This is a genomic window from Kribbella antibiotica, from assembly GCF_004349055.1.
Taxonomy (GTDB): Bacteria; Actinomycetota; Actinomycetes; order Propionibacteriales; family Kribbellaceae; genus Kribbella; species Kribbella antibiotica.
Genome location: NZ_SMKX01000064.1, coordinates 26,257 through 44,242, shown reverse-complemented (window position 1 = coordinate 44,242; position 17,986 = coordinate 26,257). Strand labels below are relative to the sequence as shown.

Below are 17,986 nucleotides of genomic sequence, written 5' to 3'. Positions count from 1 at the left end.
GCCCAACAAGATCTACACTTCTAGCTTCGTCGGCAGCGTCGATTTGTATAAGAGACAGGGCGGGGATCGACGAGCTGAACGTGTATCCGGTGCCGGATGGGGACACGGGGACGAATCTCTACCTGACGTGGGAGGCGGCTTGCGAGGCGCTGCCCAAGGGGGAGTTGACGTTCGCGGAGGCGGTGCAGGCGTTCGGGCGGGGTGCGCTGCTGGGTGCGCGCGGCAACTCGGGCGTGATCACTTCGCAGCTCGTCCGCGCGTGCGGGATGCGGCTGGCGGAGAATCTGCCGCGGGACCGCGACACTGACGGCGTACTGGCTGATCCGCGGATGAGTGAGGCGGCGGCCTTTGCCGACGCGCTCAAGTACGCCGCAGATGCCGCGTACGGCGCGGTCGCGGAACCGGTTGAGGGGACGATGCTCACCGTCGCGCGCCAGGCTGCCAACGGGGCAATGATCGCGGCCAACGACGGAAAGAGCCTGGCGGACGTGTGCCTGGCTGCTGTGGCGTCGGCGCGGCAGGCGCTCACCAAGACGACTGAGCAGCTCGACGTACTGCGGCGGGCCGGGGTGGTCGACGCCGGGGGAGCGGGCTTGGTGGTGATCCTCGGCGCGATGGAGTCCGTGCTCACCGGCCGTACGGTCACTATCGACGTACCAGCGAGGGTCGCGCCGCAAGAGGTGGCTGGGGGAGACCTGAGCCCCGAGGGTCCGGCATACGAGGTGATGTACCTGCTGGACGCCGCTGACGACGCCATAGGCGACTTCCGGCGGCAACTGGCGGACCTGGGTGACTCCGTCGTTGTTGTGGGCGGAGACGGGCTGTGGAACGTCCACGTGCATGCGGACGACGTCGGGGCCGCGATCGAGTACGGAATCGCCATCGGCCGGCCGCACCGGATTCGCGTGACGCACTTCAGTAAAAATCAGCAGAGCGCTGACCAACCGCACCACGAGCCCCCGCTGGGCCGCGCCGTGATCGCGGTCGTCGCCGGTGAAGGGCTGGCCGAACTGTTTGCGGATGCCGGCGCCAAGGTCGTGGTCGGCGGACCAGGCCGACGCTGTTCGACCGGTGAACTGCTGGCCGCGATCGACGAGTCGCAGGCGACCGAGATCGTGCTGCTGCCGAACGACAAGGACTCCATCGCAGTCGCCGAGGCCGCGGCCACCGCGGCTCGGCAGGACGGGATCCGGGTCGCCGTGATCCCGACCCGCGCGCAAGTCCAGGGGCTGGCGGCGATCGCCGTACATGATGCTGCGGCGAGTTTCGACGACGACGTCGTGCATCAATCGGCAGCGGCTGGGCAGACCCGGCATGGTGCTGTGACGATCGCGGTCAAGGACGCCTGGACGATGGCCGGCCGCTGTCGCGTGGGCGATGCGCTGGGCGTGATCGATGGTGATTTCGCCCTCATCACCGAAGACCTGCTCGAGGCAGCGACCGGCGTTGTCGATCGGCTGCTGGGCGGTGGCGGTGAGCTGCTGACCATCGTCACCGGCCGCGATGCGGACCCCGAATTGGCCGCGGCGATCGAGCGCCATGTGCGGAAGCAACGCAAAGATGTCGATGTCGTGGTGTACGACGGTGGGCAGGACAGGTACCCGTTGCTGATCGGGGTCGAATGAAGACTGATATGGATCGCAAGCTCCGCGATTTCGTCGGAGCGAAAACGGCCAAGCAATTCACTGACGTGCTCAACATCGAGACCGTCGGCGACCTGCTGCGCCACTACCCGCGGCGCTACCTGAAGAAGGGCGAGCTCACCCCCTTCAACGAGCTGGAGATCGGTGACCAGGCAACGGTCAACGGCCGGGTCAAGAAGGTCACCGTCCGCTCGCTCGACACCAAGGCCGAGATCCCGCTCGTCGAGGTGTCGAAGTGGAGCCGGCGCAAGACGCTGACCAAGGTCGTGGTCACCGACGGCGAGCACGACCTGGAGCTGGCGTTCTTCAACCAGCCCTGGCTGGCCACCAAACTCACCCCCGGTACGTCGGCTCTGTTCTGGGGCGAGGTGACGATGTTCCGCGACATCATGCAGCTCAAGGGTCCGGGCACCGAGATTCTCGACGACGAGGACCTGACCGAGGCCGAGATCGAGCGCCGGGCGCGGCCGTTCCGCCCGCTCTACTCGGCGACCGCGAAGTTGCCCACCGCAACGATCGAGCGCAGTGTCAAGATCGTTCTGGACAACCTCAGCGAGGAGCTCGAGGACCCGGTGCCGGAGCTGATCCGGCGCAAGGAGAAGCTGCTCGGCCTGGTCGAGGCGCTGCAGAAGGTGCATCTGCCGGACACCGAGAAGGACATCAGCGAGGCACAGAACCGCTTCCGGTTCGAGGAAGCGCTGGTGATGCAGACAATCCTGGCGCAGCGCCGCGCGGTCACCGACGCGCTCAAGGCCGTGCCGCGTCCGCGGACCGCCGGCGGTCTGCTCGACGAGTTCGACAAGCGGCTCCCGTTCTCGCTCACGGCCGGCCAGTCCGAGGTGGGCGACGAGATCTTCGCCGACCTGGAGCGGGCGCATCCGATGCACCGGTTGCTGCAGGGCGAGGTCGGTTCCGGCAAGACGGTGGTGGCGCTGCGGGCGATGTTGTCGGTGGTCGACAACGGCGGCCAGGCGGTCCTGCTGGCGCCGACCGAGGTGCTCGCAACCCAGCACCACAAGACATTGCAGAAGATGCTCGGTGACCTGGCCCTGCAGGGCATGCTCGGTGGCGCGGACCATGCCACGAAGGTCGGGCTGCTGACAGGTTCGCTGAACGCAGCAGGACGCCGTACGGCGATGCTGGACGCGGCAAGTGGAGCCGCCGGGATCGTCGTCGGCACGCACGCGTTGCTTGAGGACAAGGTGCAGTTCGCCGATCTCGGGCTCGTGGTGGTCGACGAGCAGCACCGGTTCGGGGTCGAGCAGCGGGCCGCGCTGAGCGCCAAGTCCGGCGAGAACACCCCGCACGTGCTGGTGATGACGGCGACCCCGATCCCGCGGACGGTCGCGATGACCGTGTTCGGCGATCTGTCGGTGTCGACGCTGACCGAGCTACCGGCCGGGCGTTCGCCGATCCAGTCGTCCGTCGTGCCGGCCAAGCAGAAGCCGGAGTGGCTGGATCGGGCCTGGGCGCGGGTTCGCGAGGAGGTCGGCAAGGGCCATCAGGCGTACGTCGTCTGTCCGCGGATCGGTGACGACGTCAAGAACGCGACCGACGAGGAAGGCGATCTGGCCGCCGGCGACGAGGAAGGCGACGGCAAGAAGCAGGCGCGGCCGCCGATCTCGGTGATGCAGGTGGCCGAGGCGCTCGGCGAAATTCTGTCCGACCTGCGGGTGGAGATCCTGCACGGCCGGTTGCCGGCCGAGGAGAAGGACGCGGTGATGACCCGGTTCGCGGCCGGCGAGGTCGACGTCCTGATCGCGACCACGGTGATCGAGGTCGGCGTCGACGTGCCGAACGCCTCGACGATGGTGATCATGGACGCCGACCGGTTCGGCATCTCGCAGCTGCATCAGCTGCGCGGCCGGGTCGGCCGGGGCAAGGTCCCGGGGCTGTGCCTGCTGGTCACCGACCTGTGGGACGGTTCGAAATCTTACGGCCGGTTGGCCGCGGTGGCGTCCACGACGGATGGGTTCGAGCTGTCCCGGATCGACCTGGAGACCCGCCGCGAAGGTGACGTGCTGGGTGTGGCGCAGTCCGGCAAGCGGAGCAGTCTGAAGCTGCTGAGCGTGCTGCGGGACGAGGAAATCATCTTCACCGCCCGGCACGTGGCACAGTCGCTGATCTCGGTCGACGCCGAACTGGCCGAATACCCGGCGCTGCGCTCGTTCGTGCAGAGCGCGCTGGAATCCGAGCAGACCGAATACCTGGAGAAAACATGACGAGGGTAATCGGGGGAGTGGCCGGTGGGCGGCGGATCGCCGTACCGGCTGGGGACGGGACGCGGCCGACGACGGACCGGACGCGGGAGGCGCTGTTCTCGTCCCTGGAGGCCGAGTTCAGCAGCTTCGACGGCGTCACCGTCCTCGACCTGTACGCCGGTTCTGGCGCGATCGGCCTGGAGGCGTTGTCGCGCGGGGCGGCGAAGGTGGTGCTCGTCGAGTCGGACCGCAAGGCGGCCGAGGTGATCGCGGCGAACGTCAAGGTGGTCGGGCTGCCCGGGGTCACAGTGCTCAACCGGCCGGTCGAGAAGCTCGCCACGGGTGCGGCTCCGGCGGAATTCGACCTGCTGTACGCCGATCCGCCGTACCGGCTGGAGATGGCTGAGTTGCAGGACGTGCTGGTCTCGCTGGCCGCCAACGGCTGGCTGACGGCCGATGCCTTCGTGGTGGTCGAGCGGGGTAAGCGGGAGCCGTGGGAGTGGCCAGAGGGGTTTGTGGCGCTGCGCGACCGCAAGTACGGCGAGGCCCGGCTTTGGTACGGTCACCGGCATGGCTAAGGCGGTGTTCCCCGGCTCGTTCGACCCGCCCACGATCGGGCATCTGGATGTCATCACCCGCGCGGCCGGCGCCTTCGAGGAGCTGATCGTCGCGGCCGGGGTGAACCAGTCGAAGAACCGGCTGTTCAGCGACGACGAGCGGGTCGAGATGCTGACCGAGCTCGCGGAGCCGTTCCCGAACGTCCGGATCGCCACCTTCTCCGGACTGGTCGTCGACTTCTGCACCGCGCAGGGTGCGAGTGTGCTCGTGAAGGGGCTGCGGACCGCGGCCGACTACGACTACGAGCTGCAGATGGCGCACCTGAACCGGCGGATGACCGGGGTCGACACAGTCTTCCTGCCGTCGGCGCCCGAGCACGGGTTCATCTCGTCGAGCTGGGTCAAGGAGATCTCCAAACTCGGCGGCGACGTCTCCACCTTCGTGACGCCGAGTGTTCACACACGGTTACTGGCGAAGTACGAATAGGCCCCGAATTGGGTGTCGGGCCGGGTAGTTGATAATGTGGTCTACCGGTCTCGTTGGGACCGAGAATTATGCCTGCCCACGCCTGAAAGGGATGTCCTGAGCGTCTTGGATCCGCGGTCCCCACTCGTGATCGAAACCCACGAGCTGTCACGCCGTGCCGGGTCCCAGCGCGAAGTCTCCTTCACGGCCGTGGCACCGGCTGATCTCGGTATCGATGTGATCGGCGTCCCCGAGGGCGACCCGATCCAGTTCGATCTACGGCTGGAAGCGGTGGTCGAAGGGGTGCTCGTCACCGGATCGGCCAGCGGCCGGCTGGTCGGGGAGTGCGCACGGTGCCTGGTCGATGTCGAGGACGAGTTCCTCGCCGACGTCCAGGAGCTGTACGTCTACCCGGAGAGTGAAGCCGAGCCTGATGAGGCCAGCCGGATGGAGGGCGATCTGATCGACCTCGAGCCGGCATTGCGGGATCAGGTGGTGCTCGCGCTACCGTTCCAGCCGTTGTGTTCGGACGACTGCCCCGGATTGTGCCCTGAGTGTGGGGTGCGCCTGGTGGAGGAGCCCGGTCACAAGCACGACGACGCGGTCGACGCGCGGTGGTCCGCCCTGGGCGGACTGCTGCAGAACGACTCGCAGGGCAAGAACGACAACTGAACACTGTAGTTAGTTTCAGACACACGCACACCAGCCGGCCGGGTCAACCAGCCCCCGGCCGAACCGAGGAGTCATAACCGTGGCCGTTCCGAAGCGGAAGATGTCGCGCAGCAACACCCGCAACCGCCGGGCTCAGTGGAAGACCACTGTCCCGTCGCTGGTGGTCTGCGTGAACCCCGCCTGCCGCGCCAAGCACCTGCAGCACACCGTTTGCCCCACCTGCGGCCAGTACGGCGCGAAGGGCGAGCGTCGCCAGGTCGTCGAGAGCTAAACGGCACCATCAGTGAATTCATCAGTCGACGCCGGGCCTGACCCGGCGCATGGGGGGCCCTACGCCGAGCTGAACGAACGGCTCGGCGTAGCGCTGGCTGACAATTTGCTGGAGCACGCCTTCACCCATCGTTCGTTTGCGTACGAGAACGGTGGGTTGCCGACCAACGAGCGGCTGGAGTTCCTGGGGGACTCGGTGCTCGGAGTCATCGTCACGGAGTCGCTGTTCCGCAACCATCCGGACCTCTCCGAGGGCCGGCTGGCCAAGCTGCGTGCCGCCGTGGTCAACATGCGCGCCCTCGCGGGTGTCGCCCGTGAACTCAAGCTGGGCAAGTACCTGCGGCTCGGCCGCGGGGAGGAAGCCACCGGCGGCCGTGACAAGTCGTCGATCCTGGCCGACTGCGTCGAGGCGCTGATCGGTGCCGTCTACCTGGACCGTGGGTTCGAGGTGGCCGGCATGGTCGTGCACCGTCTGTTCGACGATCTGATGGAGTCCTCGGCCCGCCTGGGCGCCGGCCTGGACTGGAAGACGTCGCTGCAGGAGCTGGTCGCCCAGCTCGGTGTCGGCGTCCCGGAGTACGTGATCGCCGAGTCCGGTCCCGACCACGCCAAGACGTTCGAGGCGCGGGTGCGGATCGGTGCGGACACTTACGGTCACGGCATCGGCCGCAGCAAGAAAGAAGCCGAGCAGCAGGCTGCCGAGACCGCCTGGAAGGCCCTGCGCGCAGCGCATCCCGACAGCACGGACCCGTCACAGCAGCCCTAAGTGCCCGAGCTTCCCGAGGTTGAGGTGGTCCGCCGAGGTCTGGCGGACTTCACCACCGGCCGCACCATCGACGCGGTCGAGGTCCTGCACCCCCGCCCGGTACGCCGCCATCTCGCCGGACCGGACGATTTCATCGCTCGGCTCAAGGGTCAGGTGTTCACCGCGCCGGCCCGGCGCGGAAAGTACCTCTGGTTGCCACTTGCCTCGGGTGACGCGGTTCTCACCCACCTCGGGATGAGCGGCCAGTTCCGGGTCCAGCCGGTCGGCGCGCCCGACGAGGCCCATCTCCGGGTCCGATTCCGCTTTGCGGACGACCTTGGAGAGGTCCGGTTTGTGGACCAGCGGATGTTCGGTGGTCTGTCCTACTCCGAGGGCGGCGCCGAGCTGCCCGGTGAGATCGCCCACATCGCCCGCGACCCGTTCGATCCGCTGTACGACGCGGAGGCCGCCGCAGCCGCGTTGCGCCGCCGCAAGACCGGTCTCAAGCGAGCGCTGCTTGACCAGACTGTGGTCAGCGGTATCGGGAATATCTATGCCGACGAAGCCTTGTGGCGCGCGAAGATGCACTACGCGAAAGCCACCGATTCGCTGAAACCCTTACAGGCAAGGGAAATTCTCCGGCACGCCCATGAGGTGATGGCCGAGGCGCTGGGGGTCGGCGGGACCAGCTTCGACGCCCTGTACGTCAACGTGAACGGCGAGTCCGGCTACTTCGAACGTGGCCTGAACGTCTATGGGCAAGAGGGTTCACCGTGTCCGCGGGACGGCCGGCCGATCCGCCGCGAGCCGTTCATGAACCGTTCGTCGTTCCGCTGCCCGAGATGTCAGCCGGTTCCGCGGCTCGCCCGCTGGTAGACGAGGTATCGTTAATAAACGTGGCCCAGGTTGACCGTCGGCCATCCCGGTGTCACTCTGAAAGACGGTACACATTTCGGCGCTCCCCACCGTGACTTGAGTCTGTGAGTCGATCGGGCCCCAGGGGCGCGCGCCCGGCGAGAACCCTTCCGGAGGACAGCACAATGGCCAAGGCTCTTTTAGGGCACCTTGGAGGCACTGACCCGCGCATGCTCGAGCAGGTTCGTCTGCTCAACCGGCGTGTCGCCGATCTGGAGGCGCATGTGATGCGCCTGCAGGCAGAGAACGATCATCTCGTCGCAGCGGTCCATGAGGGCCAATTGCTGACCATCGACGAGGCTCTGCGCACTCCTGCTTCGGTCTGAGGACCCTAGCTGCCTGCTTTTCGCAGTAGGTGCACGTTGACGGCGGTGGCCCCCGTCCGGGCCTCCGCCGGTTGTGCGTTGCGTTGTTGATGCTGATGTTGTGCACCGGTATGCCTGCACGGATTCCCGGCCGGCACTTTGTAGACTGTGCGTGGAACTACTTCCCCGGGTAGCGACAGCGTTACGAGTTGCGACGGTTCCTTCGGTATCGTCTGTCCTTTCACGGGTTGGAGAGCATCGCTTTGTATCTGAAGAGCATGACGCTCCGAGGCTTCAAGTCCTTCGCGTCGGCCACGACGATGAACTTCGAACCGGGGATCACCTGCATCGTCGGTCCGAACGGTTCCGGCAAGTCCAATGTCGTGGACGCCCTCGCCTGGGTGATGGGTGAGCAGGGCGCCAAGTCGCTGCGCGGCGGCAAGATGGAGGACGTCATCTTCGCCGGCACCTCCGGCCGCTCCCCGCTGGGCCGCGCCGAGGTCGTCCTCACCATCGACAACGCCGACGGCGCGCTCCCGATCGAGTACGCCGAGGTCACGATCAGCCGGACGATGTTCCGCAACGGCGGGTCCGACTACCAGATCAACGGCCAGAGCTGCCGCCTCCTGGACGTCCAGGAGCTGCTGAGCGACTCCGGTATCGGCCGCGAGATGCACGTCATCGTCGGCCAGGGCCAGCTCGACTCGATCCTGCGCGCGACCCCCGAAGGCCGCCGAGGCTTCGTCGAGGAGGCCGCCGGCGTTCTGAAGCACCGCAAGCGCAAGGAAAAGGCAGTCCGGAAGCTGGAGGCCACTGAAGGCAACCTGCACCGGCTCGGCGACCTGATCGCCGAGATCAGCCGCCAGCTCAAACCGCTCGGGCGCCAGGCGGAGGTGGCGCGCCGGGCCGTGACGATCCAGGCCGAGGTCCGCGACGGCCGCGCCCGGCTGCTCGCCGACGACATCGTCCAGGCCCAGTCCGCGCTCGAGGCGGAGCTGGCCGACGAAGCGCGGATGACAGAGCGCCGTACCGAGATCGAGGCGAAGCTGCGCGAGGCGCGTGACCTGGAGGCCGAGCTCGAGGAGGCGCTCCGCGAGGACGCGCCCGCGCTCCAGGCCGCGCAGGACACCTGGTACCAGCTGTCCGGGTTCGGCGAGAAGATCAAGGGCACCGCCCGGATCGCCGCCGACCGGATCCGCTCGCTGAACGACGAGGCCGACGACGGCCCGCGGTCGGGGCGCGACCCCGACGAGCTGGAGCTCGAGGCGGCCCGGGTCCGCGAGACCGAGGCGCAGATCGAGGCCGAGGTCGAGGCGCACTCCGAGCTGCTCGCCGAGTCCGTCGAGCGCCGGCAGGCGCTGGAGAACCAAGAGGCCGAGGAAGACCGCCGGCTCTCGGCGCTGATCCGGGCGGCCTCCGACCGTCGTGAGGGTCTGGCCCGGCTGACCGGTCAGGTGAACGCGCTGAAGAGCCGCGCGGGCGCTGCCGAGTCCGAGATCGGCCGCTTGGCGACGAACATGAACGAGGCCGAGGCTCGCGCAGCCAAGGCGCAGCACGACTTCACCGCGCTGGAGACCCAGGTCGCCGGGCTGGATGCCGGCGAGCGCGGTCTCGACGATCAGTACGAGGCGGCTCAGTCGGTCCTGGACGAGCTGGATGAGCGGCTGGCCAAGCTGCGGGCCGAGGAGCGCGACGCCGAGCGTGAGCGCACCGGTCTGAGTGCCCGCAAGGAGGCGCTGGAGCTCGGTCTGAACCGCAAGGACGGCGCCGGTGCGCTGCTGGCGGCCTCTGAGCAGATCGCTGGCCTGATGGGTTCGGTCGCGGCGCTGCTGAGCGTGCGGTCCGGCTACGAGACGGCCATCGCGGCCGCTCTCGGTGAGGCCGCTGACGCGGTCGCCGTGACTCACGCCGACGCCGCGCTGGCCGCGGTCGGCCACCTGAAGGAGCATGACCTCGGCCGCGCCGGGATGCTGCTGGGTGACGCCCCGTCCGACGATTACACGGCCTGGCCGAGCCTTCCGTACGGCGCGACGTACGCGGTGGACGTTGTCGAGTGCCCGCAGAATCTGCGCCCGGCGCTCCGGCGGCTCCTGCGCAAGGTCGCGGTGGTGGACGACGTACCGGCTGCCCAGTCGCTGGTCCGCAGCCTCCCCGACATCACCTGCTCGACGCGAGCAGGCGACGTACTGGGTGCACACTTCGCGTACGGCGGCTCTGACGCGGCCCCGAGCCTCATTGAGGTGCAATCGGCGGTCGACGAGGCCGCCGAGAAGCTGATCGAGGCGACGGCGCGCAGTGAGCGGCTGCGGTTCGAGCTGGCCGGGATGGAGGACGAGCGCTCCCGGCAGAAGGAGTCCGTCGAGATCACGCTGGCCCGGCTGCACGAGTCGGACGCCGCGATGGCGGCAGTGGCCGAGCAGCTCGCGCACTTCGGGTCGCTGGCCAAGGCGTCCCGCGGTGAGGCGCAGCGGATGGCCGAGGCGATCGCCGCGGCCGAGGCCGAGCGCGACAAGAACCTGACCGGTCTGGCCGAGCTCGAAGAGCGGCTGACCGACGCCGAGATGTTCGACGAGGACGGCGACGAGCCCGACACGTCCACGCGTGACCAGCTCGCCGAGGCGGCCAAGGCCGGCCGGGCCGCCGAGATGGAGGCGCGGCTCGCGCTGCGCACCACAGAGGAGCGGGCCCGGGCGCTGTCCGGCCGGGCCGACCAGCTGGAGCGTGCGGCGCGCCAGGAGCGCGAGGCGCGTGCCCGTGCGATCGCTCGTGCTGCCCGCCGGGCTCGCCAGTCGGAGGCCGCGCAGGCGGTGCATCTGGCGACCGGCCACGTGCTGGCTCGCCTGGAGACCTCCCTGCAGATGGCGGCCGCCGAGCGCTCGGCGATCCAGGCGCAGCGGTCCGACCGGGAGCAGGCGCTCTCGCAGGCCCGGTCGGCCACCCGCAATCTGAGCTCCGAGCTGGAGCAGCTGACCAACACCGTCCACCGCGACGCGCTGGCCCGGGCCGAGCAGAAGATGCGGCTCGAGCAGCTGTACGAGAAGGCGCTCGGCGAGCTGGGAATCGCAGTCGAGACGCTGGTGACGGAGTACGGGCCGGACAAGCTGGTGCCGCCGCTGCCGAAGGACGGTGACGACCCGGCGGTGGAGCTGCCGGGGGAGCCGTTCGACCGCGCCAAGGTCGAGAAGCGGCTCAAGTCCGCCGAGCGCTCGCTGGGCCAGCTGGGCCGGATCAACCCGCTCGCGCTCGAGGAGTTCGACGCGATGGAGGAGCGGCACCGCTTCCTCGCCGAGCAGCTCGAGGACCTGCGCAAGTCCCGCCGCGACCTGATGGACATCGTCAAGGAGGTCGACGACCGCGTCGAGCAGGTCTTCACCGAGGCCTACCGCGACGTCGAGATCGCCTTCCAGCACGTCTTCACCCGGCTGTTCCCCGGCGGCGAGGGCCGGCTCATCCTCACCGACCCCAACGACATGCTCGCGACCGGCATCGACGTCGAGGCCCGCCCACCCGGCAAGAAGGTCAAGCGGCTGTCGCTGCTGTCCGGTGGCGAGCGCTCCCTGATCGCGGTCGCCTTCCTGGTCGCCCTCTTCAAGGCCCGCCCCTCGCCCTTCTACATCCTGGACGAGGTCGAGGCAGCCCTCGACGACACCAACCTCGGCCGCCTCCTGGAGCTCTACGAAGAGCTCCGCGAGAACAGCCAGCTCCTGGTCATCACCCACCAGAAGCGCACCATGGAGGTCGCCGACGCCCTGTACGGCGTCACCATGCGCGGCGACGGCGTCTCCGCCGTCATCTCCCAACGCATCCGCGAACCCGAACCCGCCTAGCCCATGCCCGACCCGGGCCGGCCCCAGCCGACCACGCAGCAGCTGATCGACGAGATGCGGCGACTGCCGCGCCTCGACGCCGCCGAACTACGTGCCGAAGCCGATGAGTTCTTCGGCGACCGCATCGACGACGACCCCTTCGACCGCACCTGAGCCAACGCCGTACCTCTTGTGCGGACCGCCAGGCCATCACAATCGGCCGGATCGCTTCCGGCCAAGCGTGGGTTCGGCGCGCGCAGCCATATGGCGTGGCCGTCCGGCCCGGTCGGCGTTCCCCATTTGGTGGGCTGACCCATCCCGTTGTGGGTGGCTAGCCGCATGCGGTTGGCCCACCCACAAGCTCGTGGGTCCGCGCATCAGATGGGTTCTGGATCCGCCCTGCCGGTATGGAGCCCGCCAGTTGGTGGGCGGGCCTACGGCGTTGCGGGTGGGCTAACCGCATGCAGTTGGCCCACCCGCAACCGGGTGGGTCAGCCCATCAAATGGGGCGAGCGGGAGCCGGTTTGGCGTCGGCCTTGGGCGAATCTGCGAGATGTTCGGGGTGGGGCTTGCAATTCTTGAGACGACCGGTCATATTGGATCCATGGCCAGGCGGAGTATGCGGGAAGAGATTCTGGGGGCAGGGGTTGAGCTGTTCCTGGAGCGGGGGTTCAATGCGGCGGCGGTGAAGGACATCACCGACCGGGCGGGGGTTCCGAAGGGGTCGTTCTACAACCACTTCGAGAGCAAGGAGGCGCTGGCGGAGGTTGCGCTGGAGCGGTACGGCGAGACTCGGCGGATGTCACAGCTGGGTGATCGGTCGGTGCCGCCGGTGCAGCGGATGCGGCAGCACTTCGAGTTTCTGCGGGACGAGTTGCCGGAGTTCACCAAGGGGTGCATGTTCGGGAACTTCGGGGCCGAGGTCGTTGACCACAGTGAGCCGTTGCGCAAGCGGGTCAAGGGCAACTGGGACTACTGGGCCGGCATTCTGACCGAGGCGATCGCGCAGGGACAGGCTGAGGGAACGATCCGTACGTCGCTCGATCCGCACCAGGCCGCGTACTACCTGACCAGCGCCTGGGAAGGCACGTTGTTGCGGGCTCGGGCGGACAAGTCGCCCGAGGCTTTCGAGGTCTTCTTCGTGGTCACGTTCGACGCGTTGCTGGCCTGATTTTCAGCCGTCCTCGGAGGGGGCGGCTTTTCTTTGAGGATCTTAAGATGACCGACCGTCTTAGAGGAGAACTATGAGTACCTATCGCGCGATCGAGGCTCTGGACGGAGCCTTCACGCAGGTCGAGCGCGAGTTGTCAGCGCCCGGCGCCGGTCAGGTCCGGATCCGGGTGGAGGCCTGCGGCGTCTGCCACAGCGACGTCCTGGGCGTGCACAACCTGAACGGCAGCCGGTCCGCCGGTACGCCGATCGTGCCGGGGCACGAGGTTGTCGGCTGGATCGATGCTGTCGGCGACGGGGCCGGAACGTGGTCTGTCGGCCAGCGGGTCGGCGTCGGCTTCCTCGCCGGGCACTGCGGTGTCTGCGCGAACTGCCGTCAGGGTGAGTTCACCTACTGCACGAATCAGCCCGTCACCGGCGACACCATCGACGGCGGGTACGCCGAGTACCTCACCGCGCCGGTGAGCGGACTGGTCGCCGTACCGGAGGAGTGGGATGCGGCGGAGGCTGCGCCGCTGCTCTGTGCGGGTATCACCGTGTACAACGCGCTTCGCAAGGGCGCGGCCCGGCCGGGTGGCCTGGTTGCGGTCCAGGGCATCGGCGGTCTTGGCCACCTGGCCATCCAGTACGCCGCCAAGCTCGGTCTGCGGGTGGCTGCGATCGCCCGGGGCGAGGACAAGCGTGAGCTGGCTCTGAAGCTCGGTGCGACCGACTACATCGACAGCTCGGTCGTCGACCCGGGCCAGGCGCTGCAGGAGCTCGGTGGCGCTCAGGTGATCGTCGCGACTGCGGCCAACGGTGCCTCGATGACACCGCTGGTCGACGGACTCGGCCTGCGCGGCAAGTTGGTCGTCGTCGGTGCAGCTGCCGACCCGATCGAGGTAACCACCGGCTCGCTGATCTTCGGCGGCCGGTCGATCGAGGGGTCGCTGACCGGCACCTCTAGCGAGAACGAGGAGAACCTCGCGTTCGCCCTCGCCCATGATGTCCGGCCGATGGTCGAGCGGGTCCCGCTCGAGCAGGCCGCCGACGCCTACGACCGGATGATGTCCGGCGCGGCCCGGTTCCGGATGGTTCTTACGACAGGAGCAGCACGATGAAGGTAGTACTGAAGGCACGGGGCGATCTGATCGACAACGCGGTGCTGGAGACGGCTGCCGGCACCCTCGGCCCGGACGAGGTGGTGGTGGCGATCGAGGCGGCCGTCATCAACCCGGTCGACTCCATGCTTGCCTCTGGCAACTATGGCTACCAGATCGAGACCCCGTTCGATCTCGGCACCGAGGGAATCGGCCGGGTGACCCAGGTGGGGAGTGCGGCTGACGCGAGTCTGCAGGGGCGTCGCGTAGTGATCAAGCCGAACTACGAGCAGGGCACCTGGGCCGACGAAGTCGTGGTGAAGGCGGCGAACGTCGTACCGATCACGGATGAGGGCGACCCGCTGCAGCTGGCGATGCTCGGCACGAACCCGCTGACCGCGCACCTGGCACTGACGAAGTTCGTCGACCTGAAGCCGGGGGACTGGGTTGGGCTGAACCTCGGAAATTCCGCAGTGGGTCAGTACGTCACCGCACTGGCGAAGCACGCCGGTTACAAGACACTGAGCGTCGTACGGCGGCCGGAGGCGGCGGAGGGGTTGCAGTCCGACGTCGTACTGGTTGATGGGGATGACCTCTCCGACCGCATCCGGGCCGCACTGGGAACAGACCGCTTCGAGCTGGTCGTGGACGGCGCTGGGGATGCAACGGTCGGCGCACTGGCGCAGTGGGCCACATTCGGCGGCACTGTGGTCAGCTACTCGTCGGTGACTGGCCTGACGCCGGCAGTCGGCCTTGGCGACCACATCTACCGGCAGCTGCAGCTGCGCGGTCTGTGGATCCCGAACTGGCTGGAGCAGGCTCCTGTCAGCGAGATCCAGCAGACGTACGACGCTCTGGCCCAGCTGACCGTGGACCGGGTGCTGCAGACGCGGGTGGAAGCGGTCTACCCGGTGGCTGAGTACGCCAAGGCAGTGGAGCACTCCCAGCAGCCGGGCCGCAACGGCAAGGTCCTGCTCCGGCCGTAATCGTCATCAGGTTGAACCACTCCTCGGATCGCTACGTATGGCAGGTGTTCAACGAACTTTCCGAGGAGGACCTGATGAGGCGTGTAGCCGGTGTTGTGGGAGCGATCGTGCTGGGGCTTGGCGCGTTGACTGCTTGTGGTGACGACAAAGGCGCGGACAGCAACGCCAGTAGCGGTGGTGCATCGCAGTCCGCCGACCAGCTGAAGACGGCGGACACCGGGCTCGGCAAGGTCCTTGTCGACGGCAACGGTCGGACGGTGTACGTGTTCGACAAGGACACTGCCGGCAAGTCCAACTGTGAGGCTGACTGTCTGGCCAAGTGGCCGGCGGTCGCGGCCGGGGACAGCACTCCGAAGCTGGACGGGGTGGAGATCTCCACGATCACCCGGTCCGACGGCAGCAAGCAGCTGGCGGTCGGGGGACTGCCGGTCTACCTGTTTGCTGGTGACTCCAAGGCTGGTGAGACCAAGGGGCAAGCAGTCGGCGGGGTCTGGTGGGTCGTTGGCGCAGATGGCAAGAAGGTCACGACGCAGCCGTCGAGCGATGGCAATTCCGGCTACTGAGTACCTGCCTGGTTGGGCACCCGCTATCGTTCCGTCGGTGGGTGACTACCAGGGTCCGGACGCGGGCGAGACATTCGTCCGCTCCCTGTACGCCGAGCATGGCCGGAGCGTGCTGGCTTATGCGACTCGTCTGACCGGTGACCGGGCAGCGGCGGAGGATGTCGTCCAAGAGACGCTGGTCCGGGCGTGGAAGCACGCAGACGACCTGGACCAGACCAAGGGCTCAGTGCGGGGCTGGCTGCTGACGGTGGCGCGCAACATCGTCACCGACCGGGCCAGAGCGCGCGCCGCACGACCTGTCGAGGTTGCCGAGGTCGTCGACCGGCCACCGATCGCGGGAGACCATTCCGAGTCAGTGGTGAACACCATGGTGGTGCTGGGGGCACTCGACCAGGTCTCACCCGAGCATCGTGAGGTGCTGGTCGAGTTGTACTACCGGGGGCGCTCGGTGGCTGAGGCGGCCAAGGAGCTCGGCGTGCCGCCGGGTACCGTGAAATCGAGAAGTTACTACGCCCTCCGAGCTCTGCGCGCGGTGATGGCAGGACCAGAGGAGGTGGCCAGATGAGCGAGCACGATCACTCGCAGCTGGGCGCCTACGCACTGGGTGCGTTGGACCCTGCGGAGAGCCGTGAGGTGGACGAGCACCTGGCCACCTGTGCCGAGTGCCGGGCTGAGCTGGCCGAGCTCGAAGAGATGAAGGAGTTCCTGGGCGAGGTGCCGCCGGAAGCGTTCCTGGACGGACCGCCGGACGACGGCGACCTGCTGCTCCAGCGCACGCTCCGCGAGGTGCGCCAAACACCTGCTCAAACACAGCCTTCTCCGGTACGACGACGCAAGCCATGGCTGCTGGTGGCAGCTGCCGTGGTCATCGTGGCTGGCGTGCTGGGCGGCGGCGTACTGATCGGTCGGCAGACCGTGGACCAGGCGGATGCGCCCGTACCGGGCTCGAAGCAGGTCACAGCGGTGGATGCGGCGACCGGCACGACCATGACGACCACGGTGGAGCCCCGCGAGGACTGGACCTGGGTGCGCGTACAGATCACCGGTCTGAAACCAGGTGCCGAGTGCGTGATGCTGGTGACGGACAAGGCCGGTAAGACCTGGACTGCGGGCAGCTGGTCGATCTCTGACAAGGCTGCGCGCGAGGGAAGCCGCTTCGGCGGCGGTGTGCTGGTGCGGCCGGACCAGGTGGAGTCGGTCGAGATCAAGACCGTGCAGGGCGAGCACGTCGTCACCACGACGATCTGAAATTAGTGTCCTGAGTCGGAAGTTCGACGGCACTGGAGGCGCCCAGGCACGCACCTCGCTGCGTTGGAGAAGCATCCACGATGAACACCGCATCGAGGACGCTTCTCCGCCTTGCGATGCACGCACCTGGACACCTCCAGCACTCGCCGACCTCCCGACTCAGGACACTAGTTGCGGCCACGGGAGAGGATGGACCCGTGGCTACTTCCGCAGAAGACCTCCGCGCCCGTCGTCAGACTGCAGACAAGAACTGCGACCGCTGGTTCTCCCATGCGTGGGTGCCGGCGCCGGAGCGTTTGCGCCGGCTCGCGGAGTCCGCGACTGAGGAGCAGAGCGACAGCTACGGGCACGGCGGCGACATCGAGGCACTGGAGCGGGAAGTAGCCGAGCTGCTGGGCAAGCCAGCCGCGGTGTTCATGCCGTCCGGCATCATGGCGCAGCAGAGCGTCCTGCGCGTGTACGCCGACCGGGCGGGGACCAAGCGGGTCGCGGTGCATGGACAGTCGCACCTCCTGGTGCACGAGCTGAACACACTGGAAGAGGTGCACCAGCTCCGGATCGAGCGGCTCACCTCCGACTCACGACAACCACGTCCGGACGAGCTGGCCGCGATTCCGGGCAACCTCGCGGCAGTGACGCTGGAGCTGCCGCTGCGCGAGCCCGGCTTCCTGCTGCCGACCTGGGACGAGCTGGTCGTCTTCGCCCAGGCTTGCGCCGACCGCGGCGTACCACTGCACCTGGATGGCGCGCGGTTGTGGGAAAGCACGCCGTACCTGAAGCACAGCCTGGCTGAGATCTCCGCCCTGGCCACCTCGGTCTACCTGTCGTTCTACAAGGGCCTTGGCGGACTGGCCGGTGCGGTCCTGGCCGGACCCGAGGACGTCATCGCCGAGTCCCGGCGCTGGCAGCGGCGACTCGGCGGCAACCTGTTCACCATGCTCCCGTACGCCGTCGCTGCGCGCGAGGGATTGCGCACCGCGCTCCCACTGATGGGCGACCTGCATCAGCGCGCAGTCGAGGTTGCCATGGCACTACAGAACGAGGGCTACCGAGTCGTGCCAGACCCTCCGCACACCAACTCCTTCCAGGTCCACGCACCACGCGATGCCGAGGCGATGGACACCGCTGCGGTCGACCGCATGGAGCGGACGCGCGAGTCGATCTGCTGGTCGTGGCGACCATCCGCCGTACCAGGCTGGTCGTGGACCGAGCTCGTCATCACTCCGCACAGCCTGCAATGGCCTGTGTCCGAGATCGCCAAGGCCTACGGGGAACTTTTACGGACCTGAGAGCGTCCACCCCTTAGATGCTGGGGATCTTGTGGGGAATTCGGGGAGAGAAGTGCTGACGTTCGTTGTAA

The 17,986-nt window shown here is 67.8% G+C and carries 18 protein-coding genes; all 18 read left to right on the top strand.

Annotation, left to right across the window (positions count from 1 at the left end):
- The first annotated feature begins 41 nt into the window (after positions 1 to 41).
- Complete coding sequence (locus tag E1263_RS21905) at positions 42 to 1,625, top strand: DAK2 domain-containing protein (protein ID WP_420323388.1); 1,584 nt, start codon at positions 42 to 44, stop codon at positions 1,623 to 1,625.
- A complete protein-coding gene (gene recG / locus E1263_RS21900) occupies positions 1,622 to 3,865 on the top strand; it encodes an ATP-dependent DNA helicase RecG (RefSeq protein WP_132170283.1) in 2,244 nt (747 codons plus the stop codon). The genes E1263_RS21905 and recG overlap by 4 nt, the downstream gene beginning before the upstream one ends.
- Positions 3,862 to 4,422, top strand: a complete 561-nt coding sequence (gene rsmD / locus E1263_RS21895) for a 16S rRNA (guanine(966)-N(2))-methyltransferase RsmD (RefSeq protein ID WP_132170281.1) — start codon at positions 3,862 to 3,864, stop codon at positions 4,420 to 4,422. The genes recG and rsmD overlap by 4 nt, the downstream gene beginning before the upstream one ends.
- Complete coding sequence (gene coaD, locus E1263_RS21890; protein ID WP_132170279.1) at positions 4,415 to 4,888, top strand: pantetheine-phosphate adenylyltransferase; 474 nt, start codon at positions 4,415 to 4,417, stop codon at positions 4,886 to 4,888. The genes rsmD and coaD overlap by 8 nt, the downstream gene beginning before the upstream one ends.
- A 126-nt stretch (positions 4,889 to 5,014) precedes the next feature.
- The gene (locus E1263_RS21885) at positions 5,015 to 5,539 is read left to right on the top strand and encodes a YceD family protein (RefSeq protein ID WP_202868989.1); all 525 of its coding nucleotides are present in this window, start codon (positions 5,015 to 5,017) and stop codon (positions 5,537 to 5,539) included.
- Between the two features lie 79 nt (positions 5,540 to 5,618).
- The gene (gene rpmF, locus E1263_RS21880) at positions 5,619 to 5,810 is read left to right on the top strand and encodes a 50S ribosomal protein L32 (protein WP_132170275.1); all 192 of its coding nucleotides are present in this window, start codon (positions 5,619 to 5,621) and stop codon (positions 5,808 to 5,810) included.
- A gap of 12 nt (positions 5,811 to 5,822) precedes the next feature.
- A complete protein-coding gene (gene rnc / locus E1263_RS21875; protein WP_238161385.1) occupies positions 5,823 to 6,575 on the top strand; it encodes a ribonuclease III in 753 nt (250 codons plus the stop codon).
- A complete protein-coding gene (mutM, locus tag E1263_RS21870; RefSeq protein WP_132170273.1) occupies positions 6,576 to 7,430 on the top strand; it encodes a bifunctional DNA-formamidopyrimidine glycosylase/DNA-(apurinic or apyrimidinic site) lyase in 855 nt (284 codons plus the stop codon).
- A gap of 164 nt (positions 7,431 to 7,594) precedes the next feature.
- Complete coding sequence (locus E1263_RS21865; RefSeq protein WP_132170271.1) at positions 7,595 to 7,795, top strand: hypothetical protein; 201 nt, start codon at positions 7,595 to 7,597, stop codon at positions 7,793 to 7,795.
- 257 nt (positions 7,796 to 8,052) lie between these two features.
- Entirely contained in the window at positions 8,053 to 11,601 is a 3,549-nt protein-coding gene (gene smc / locus E1263_RS21860; protein ID WP_132170269.1) for a chromosome segregation protein SMC, read from the top strand.
- Between the two features lie 3 nt (positions 11,602 to 11,604).
- Positions 11,605 to 11,754: a hypothetical protein gene (locus tag E1263_RS42815; protein ID WP_165956708.1), complete on the top strand. Its 150-nt coding sequence runs from the start codon at positions 11,605 to 11,607 to the stop codon at positions 11,752 to 11,754.
- Positions 11,755 to 12,184: 430 nt separating this feature from the next.
- Complete coding sequence (locus E1263_RS21855; RefSeq protein WP_165956707.1) at positions 12,185 to 12,751, top strand: TetR/AcrR family transcriptional regulator; 567 nt, start codon at positions 12,185 to 12,187, stop codon at positions 12,749 to 12,751.
- 73 nt (positions 12,752 to 12,824) lie between these two features.
- Entirely contained in the window at positions 12,825 to 13,850 is a 1,026-nt protein-coding gene (locus tag E1263_RS21850) for an alcohol dehydrogenase (RefSeq protein ID WP_132170264.1), read from the top strand.
- The gene (locus E1263_RS21845) at positions 13,847 to 14,815 is read left to right on the top strand and encodes a zinc-dependent alcohol dehydrogenase family protein (protein WP_132170262.1); all 969 of its coding nucleotides are present in this window, start codon (positions 13,847 to 13,849) and stop codon (positions 14,813 to 14,815) included. Before E1263_RS21850 ends, E1263_RS21845 begins: the two co-directional genes overlap by 4 nt.
- Positions 14,816 to 14,889: 74 nt before the next feature.
- The gene (locus tag E1263_RS21840; protein WP_132170260.1) at positions 14,890 to 15,378 is read left to right on the top strand and encodes a COG4315 family predicted lipoprotein; all 489 of its coding nucleotides are present in this window, start codon (positions 14,890 to 14,892) and stop codon (positions 15,376 to 15,378) included.
- Positions 15,379 to 15,415: 37 nt separating this feature from the next.
- Positions 15,416 to 15,943, top strand: a complete 528-nt coding sequence (locus E1263_RS21835) for a sigma-70 family RNA polymerase sigma factor (protein ID WP_202868988.1) — start codon at positions 15,416 to 15,418, stop codon at positions 15,941 to 15,943.
- Positions 15,940 to 16,626 carry an anti-sigma factor family protein gene (locus E1263_RS21830; protein WP_132170258.1) on the top strand — a complete coding sequence of 229 codons (687 nt, stop codon included), beginning with the start codon at positions 15,940 to 15,942 and terminating at the stop codon, positions 16,624 to 16,626. Before E1263_RS21835 ends, E1263_RS21830 begins: the two co-directional genes overlap by 4 nt.
- A 197-nt stretch (positions 16,627 to 16,823) precedes the next feature.
- The gene (locus E1263_RS21825) at positions 16,824 to 17,915 is read left to right on the top strand and encodes a threonine aldolase family protein (protein WP_238161380.1); all 1,092 of its coding nucleotides are present in this window, start codon (positions 16,824 to 16,826) and stop codon (positions 17,913 to 17,915) included.
- The last annotated feature ends 71 nt before the right edge of the window (positions 17,916 to 17,986 follow it).